Raw genomic sequence first — 6,668 nt, 5'->3', positions numbered from 1 at the left:
CCACCCCCCTGTGCCCCTACATCGGCGCCTCCGTCGAACTGAACGACCCCCAGCACCCCGCGTCCCAGTACGCACGCGACTACAAGAAAGCCGTCGCCGCGCGGCTCGCCGACACCGCCCGCGAAGCCGGCGCCGCCGACCCTGAACAGCTCGGCGAGCAGCTCGCGCTGCTCATCGACGGCGCCGCGGCCCGCACCCGGGTCCTCAACGCCGACGCCTTCCCCACCGCCGCCGCCATCGCCGCCGTCCTCATCGACAACGCCATCCCCGCCACAGCCAGCGATGACCGGCGACGGGAGGAAGTGTCGAGTTGACGTGGCACTCCCCCGGCCGGGCTGGACGCGCTGCCGGTCCCGCGGCTGCACCCGCTGGTACACGACACCAGCCGCCCGGCACCTCGCCCAGATCTGCTGGCTTTTACGCTGCCCGCCCGCCTGCTGTAGGCCGCAGCAGAAGCGGCGGGGAGACGGCGACCCCGAAGGCTTCAGGAGCTCGAGGCCGTCATCCCGGCCCAGGGCGCTGACGGGCCGCCGGTTCGAACAGACGGCTGATCGCATAAGTCCGTACGCGGTGGCGCATGAAGAACTCGTACGCAGCTGGGAGGTTGTGAAGATGCGGGTGGCCCGCCAGCGTCGCTGGCGGGCCACCCGCATCTTCACAACCTCAACGAGCCGGAGACTTGCCACCCCTCTTATCCACTCCACCGCGGCGCTCTCCTCGCGGGGCAGCACGGCGTTGACTTCTGGACCGAGTGAGCTGAACCATCCACGCTGATCATCAGCGAGTGGCCCATCTGGGCCACGCCAGCCCGAAACGAAGGCCAACAGGCGGGCAGCCAGCACGTCCGGCTGTAACCCTCCGTCGGGTTCTGGATCCCATGGACCGCTCCCGACACTACGAACGGCGGACCGCCGGCGATCAGCCGACTTGAGCCGCGTCCGCAGCACGTACGTCCAGTCGGTCTCAGGTGCTTCGGGCCCCTCGGGCAACTGCCGGCCGAAGAACGGCCGGCTCAGAGGACACCCGCAACGGCACCACTCCGTGCGGCCACTTCACTCTCCAGCGCATGGTGAGCGGGGGTCAGCCGAACTACTCAGGCGTGCCTTGAGACGACATCGCCTCCAAGCTGCCACATCTCATAGTTCCCGCATTCTGCCGTGACCTCGGCCGCCGACTGAGCCGCAGTGACGAAGTCCTCTACTACCGGCGAGTTGTGCGATGCCGCCACCGCGAGGCACACCTGGTCGGGAGCCAGATCCGGGATGGGCACATAAACAACGTCCGGATGCGGGTAGAACACGGACGCCGAACGGGCCAGGAAGGAGATGCCCCGTCCGGCCGCGACATGCTCGAGCGTCTCGTCCACCCCGCGCACCAGGTACCCGGCATTGGGGAGCGGGCGCTTGGTGGGCTGCGTGCTCGGGTCACCGTGCCAGACCAGTGGTTCGCCGGCCAGGTCGGCCTCGGTGACCTGCTCCTTGCCGGCAAACCGGTGTCCGGCGGGCAGTACTGCTACCCGCGGCTCGGTGTACAGCGGGGTGACGCGCAGGCCGGCCTCGTCGATGGGCAGCCGCACATAACCGACGTCGATGCGGCCGTCGAGCAGCATCGCAGCCTGGTCGTCCACTTCGATCCGCTGCACGTCCACGTCCACGACCACGTCCGGGTGCCCTCGAACGCACGGGTCGCCGGGGTGACTGCAACGCCGGCCCGGAAACCGACCATCAGCCGCCGCTTGCCGCCGGCGGCCGCGGACACCCGGCGGCGGACCGCGTGGGTTGAGGCGAGCAGCGGACCGGCGTCGGCCAGCAGTTGCCGGCCCGCATCTGTCAGCTCTACGCCGTGGCGATCCCTGGTAAAGAGCGAGGCGCCGAGGTCCTGCTCGAGCGCACGGATCTGCCGGCTGAGCACCGGCTGTGCGATGTGAAGCTCATCGGCGGCGCGGCCGAAGTGCAACTGGTCGGCCACGGCGACGAAGTATCGCAGTTTGCGCAGGTCCAGATCCATGGCGGGTCCTGGCTGCGGCGTACGTGGGCAGCCTCCTGCGGCCGCACCTGCCGAGTGTGGCCGCCATCTCCTTCGACGCCACTGTCGCACCCTGCGCGCTGTCCGGGACAACGCGGGTCAGGCTGTGTGGAGCGCGCCATGTCATGCGGTCGGCGTGCCCGCAGGGCTGATCGAAGACGTGGTGGAGGTCCTGGGCGACGCCCTGGGCTACGGCACCGGCGCTGTGGCGTTCGCCAAGGGATGGACGAGCTCCGGCGAGATCGACGAGGTCTATGACGTGCTGCTCCCGCAGAAGTAGTCGGGAAGCGTCAGCAGGGCCGGGCGTCATCGTGGGCGCCCGGCCCTGTTGCGTGTGCGCGAGCCGCCGGCTGCGGCCTCATTCGCAGATGAATTGATCACGCCGGGCGGAGTTGGCCCCCGCCCGGCATCCCAGACCACAGCCTCCGAGAGGGGAATTCAGGCGCCGATGCGGGGCGGTGTGGCAGTGCCGTGGACCCGCTTGGCGTGGGCCGCATACTGGCGGCGTGCCATGGCCGGGACGAGCAGCCGAACGGGCAGGGGGGCCAGCGCGAGGACGGCCTTGACGACCTCGGGGTCGCCCTCGTACATCGCCATTCCGAAGACGAGCGCCATGACCTTCTTCGGAGTGACCGCCTTGCCGTGCTCGGCGAGCTGGTGCCACTCCTTCGCGGTGAGATGCTTCTCGACCAGCGGCAGGATCTGCTCCTCTTCCAGCGCCATGTGTTCCACGAGAGCGGCCGTCAGCCTCTCGAACGCGTCAGCGAGCGCTTCGCCGCCCTGCCCGGTTGAGCGCCAGCCGCCGAGCAGCCCGGTGACCTCCGTGTGTCCGTCCTCGATGGCCCGGTGCTGCTGCTCCATGGTCGGCACGATGGCCGCCGCCTCCGCGCCCCCGCGCTCCACGAGCTTGGGCCACAGCAGCAGGTCCTCGCCTTCGTGGTGCTGGTGCAGGACGGCGCACACCAGAGCGGCGTGGGCGCCGACAACCTCCGCGCGCCGGATGTCTCCCGGCGCGACGGACCGGATGAGGCCGGGCAGCAGCCGGAACTCCCGGCGCAGCCCCGCGTGGGCCATGTACATGTCGCGCGTGTCGGCCATAGGTTCATTGACGAGTCGAGCCATGTTCTCTTCCCTTGTATCGCGGCAGCACATCCCGCCACGGGATGCGGCCGGTATTCGTCGACCGGGCACGACGTCGTGTAGGACCGGACCGCCCGGTGGGCTGCGATACCGTCGCCGTCGAAGAAGGCTGCCGAGCGGGGCTTTCCGGCAGGCCAAGCGCTACGAATCAAGGCGCTTGCTTTGCCGGAAACGGAGAACGGGCCGCAGCCGCCAGAGGAGCATGCCAAGAGGACGCATCCCCGTGCATCGGCCAGATGACTTGACCACGCGGCCCAGGTAAGGGATGACGGAGCAATCTCAACTGAACCGGGTGCCGAGGATCCGCCTCGAGGGCTTTGTCGTTCTCTCGTTCAGCCCGAGGGGCCGGCGCCCTACGGCCGGTGTCGTCGAGACGGCGGGGTCGCTTGGGGCGGGGGGTGACGGCGCGGCTGCCGGGTCAGGCCGGACGGAACCGCGGCGACGTGGTCAGGGCCGGTCCAGGTCGGCCAGGGCGTCGCGCAGCGCGGCGCGGGTGGTGATCCCAAGTTTGGGAAAGACCTGGTAGAGGTGGCCGCTCACGGTGCGGTGGGAGAGGTGGAGCTTCTCGGCGATCTGCTTGTTGGTGAGTCCGGAGGCAGCGAGCCGGGCGACCTCGGATTCCTGTGGCGTGAGCCCGGCGGGGTCCGACTTGTGCCGGGTCGCCCACCCGGCTGCCTTGAGGTGGCGTACGGCCCGGTCGGCCCATGGACGCGCGCCGAGCTCTTCGAAGATGTGCAGCGCGGTCACCAACGTCTTTCTGGCGGCTTTGGTCTTCCTCGCTTGCCACAACCGTTCGCCGTAGGCGAGGGTCACCCGGGCCCGCTCAAAGGGCCAGTCGTCGATGCCGGGAAGCGACAGCGTCCGCTCGAACAGTGCCGTCGCCTCGTCGGTGTCCGTGGCCGCCAAGGCCGTGGCGCCGCCGACGAGGAGCGCGAGGCGTGGCGAGATGTGTGCGATCCCGGCTTCCTGAACGGCCCGCACATGGGCGGTCGCCGCCGCCCGGCGGTCGGTGCGCAGGGCGGCTTCCACCAGGTCCATCACCACCCAGACCGCGTGCGGGACGTAGCGCGCCAGCGAGCCGGCCGGGCTGATGGCCTCCGCGTGCCGGAACGCGCTCTCGAAGTCCCCTTCCGCCAGCGCCGCCAGCACCCGCAGGTGCGCGGCAGTACTCATCATGTGGCCCACGCCCCGGGACGCCGCCTGGGACGTCATCGCGTCGGCCGTCTCCACAACGGAACCGACATCACCGCGTGCCGCCGCGACCAGTGCCTTCTCGTACCGGAAGTACCAAGTGTAGGACGGGTAGTCGACCTGCCCGCTGAGCAGCAGTCCTTCGTCGGCCAGGCGGATCGTCTCGTCCCAGCGGCCGGTGTTGAACGCGTCCTGGCACAGGAGCGGAAGAACCCCGAGCTTCTTGACGGCCAGGCCTGCGCCCTGTTCCTGGCCATGGATACGGCGGGCAGCGTCGCGCGCACGGGACAGCCTGTCCACGTAGACGCCCGCGGTGCCGATGCGGACGATCTTCGTCGGATCGCTCTCATGGGCAAGCCCGGCGAGCAGTTCGTCCAGTTCGCGCAGCGCGGCGACGCCGACCCGTGCGGGATCGCCGAGCGCCGCCGCGGACACCGTGATCACCGCGGGCACGTCGGGAAGGCGTGCCACGATCCTGTGGAAGGCCTGCCACAGTTCCTGCCGGCCACCGAAGTGGCACAGCAGGATCAGCACGTAGAGGGCTTCGTCGAGCGCGGGATCGTAGGAGCCACGCCGGTGGAGCGTCTTCTCGATGGCGTTGACCATCACTTGGTGGGCCGGGTCGATGTCCCCGGTGCCGTTGAGCATGAGGTGGACCGTGGTGGCCGCCGAGTAGAGGGAGGCGTGGTCGTCGGTGCCGGCTTGCCGGGCGTCTTGGAGGAGGTGGGAGGCGCTGACCAGTTCGCCGGTCGCGTCGGCGCTGATGAAGGCTGCCTGGGCGAGTCGGCGGGCGCGGTCGGGCGCCGCGGGGCTCAGGTGCCCGGCCCGCGTGAGGGCCCGGATCGCGGCGAAGGAGTCACCGCGTGTGCCGGCCATGTGGGCGCTGCGTTCGAGGAGGGCCGCGACCTCCTCGTCGGACTCCACGGACGCTTCGCCCAGATGCCATGCCCGGCGTTCGAGCTGGTCATGCAGCACGTCGGCGATGGTGCAGTGTGCCGCACGGCGCTCCGCGGTGGTGGAGGCTCCGACGACCGCCGAGCGGATCAACGGGTGCCGGAAACCCAGGCGGTGGCCGCTGTCGTCGATCCGGACCAGGTCGTCCTGTTCAGCGGGGCCCAGGTCAACCAGCGTGGCCTGGACAGAGGGGTGCTGTCCCGCGCGTTGCAGGACGGCCAGGTCACCGGTCCCGTCCAGCGCGGCGATCAGGAGCAGACGGCGCGAGGCGGGCGGCATCCCGGCTACGCGCCCGGCGAAGAGGGCTTCCAGGCGCCGGCCCAAGGGAAGGACCTCGGGGAGGCGCTCCAGCGCCGAACGCTGGGGCCCGGTCAAGGCGGTGGGCAGCTCCAGCAGCGCGAGCGGATTGCCGTGGGCGGCGGTGAGGACCCGGTCCACCACGCTCCACACCAGGCCCGGATGACGGAGCCCGACGAGTCGGCACGCGGATCGGCGGTCCAGGGGCAGGACCTCGTGTGTGGGCAGGCCCGTGCCGTCGAAGAAGCCCCTGCTTCCCCCGCGGGCCGCAGCCAGGAAGGTGATACCGGTGCCGGTGAGGCGGCGGGCCACAAGCCCGAGGACCACGGCACTGGCCCGGTCGACCCAGGGAAGGTCGTCCACGACCAGCAACAACGGCTGCTCCGCGGCCGCACGACGCAGCAACGCCAGTGCGGCATTGGCGACGACGAGGCTTTGCGGTGTTGCACCTGCGCCGAACCCCAGCGCCACCCGCAGTGCCTCACGGTAGAGGTCGTCGAGCGCCTCGATCTCCTCATGGAGAGGGAGAAGCAGCTGGTTGAGCGCGGAGTACGTCATACCCGTCTCGAATTCCGCGCCCGCCGCCCGCAGGACGCGGACACCGGCCGCCGCAGCGCGCCGGGCGACCGCGTCCAGCAGGGCGGTCTTGCCCACCCCGGGCTCGCCCGACAGCAGCAGCGCCCCGAGGGCGCCCGCCGGACGGTCGAAAAGGTCGTCGATCAGCTCCAGGTCCTTTTGACGCCCGACCAGTTCCCCCGGTTCGCAGTCGTGCGAACGGTGATCGCGGCTCACGAACGTCTCCCAATTACTTGGATCACACAGGGCGCACAGCGTCTGTCCGCCCCGGTGGTGCAGTTGTTCGGCCGCTGCCGGGGGAGCGGCAGCGGGTCCAGACCATGGTGGACGGCTGCCGGGGACGGGGCCCCGGACCGGACCGCTGTCCGAGCCGGCCGTAAGGCGCCCACCGTCTTCCTTGAACGCCCACTGCCGGCGTTTCGTTCCAGGCGCGGCAGCTGTGCCGGGCCCCTCACGGCCCCTGTGGCCTTGGCGGCTCGTCCGCC

Annotated in this window: 3 protein-coding genes and 2 pseudogenes; 2 read left to right on the top strand and 3 right to left on the bottom strand. The window is 70.4% G+C overall.

The genetic code is table 11. The features are described from left to right. Positions 1-314: pseudogene (locus PV341_RS01470) on the top strand (TetR family transcriptional regulator); the annotation flags it as partial. Between the two features lie 779 nt (positions 315-1,093). Here PV341_RS01470 and PV341_RS01465 read toward each other — a convergent pair. Then, positions 1,094-2,007: pseudogene (locus PV341_RS01465) on the bottom strand (LysR family transcriptional regulator). Between the two features lie 154 nt (positions 2,008-2,161). Between PV341_RS01465 and PV341_RS01460 the strand changes: the two are divergent. Further along, on the top strand, positions 2,162-2,305 hold the full coding sequence (locus tag PV341_RS01460) for a hypothetical protein (RefSeq protein WP_500328756.1): 144 nt from the start codon (positions 2,162-2,164) through the stop codon (positions 2,303-2,305). Between the two features lie 158 nt (positions 2,306-2,463). Here the strand turns inward: PV341_RS01460 and PV341_RS01455 are convergent, their stop codons facing one another. Then, entirely contained in the window at positions 2,464-3,123 is a 660-nt protein-coding gene (locus PV341_RS01455) for a hemerythrin domain-containing protein (RefSeq protein WP_500328755.1), read from the bottom strand. A 489-nt stretch (positions 3,124-3,612) separates the two neighbouring features. Continuing rightward, positions 3,613-6,399: an AAA family ATPase gene (locus PV341_RS01450; RefSeq protein ID WP_500328754.1), complete on the bottom strand. Its 2,787-nt coding sequence runs from the start codon at positions 6,397-6,399 to the stop codon at positions 3,613-3,615. Between the last annotated feature and the right edge of the window lie 269 nt (positions 6,400-6,668).

The organism is Streptomyces sp. PA03-1a (genome assembly GCF_033792805.1).
Classification (GTDB): domain Bacteria; phylum Actinomycetota; class Actinomycetes; order Streptomycetales; family Streptomycetaceae; genus Actinacidiphila.
Note: the sequence above shows the minus strand (reverse complement) of the source record. Positions and strands in the feature narration are given on the sequence as shown.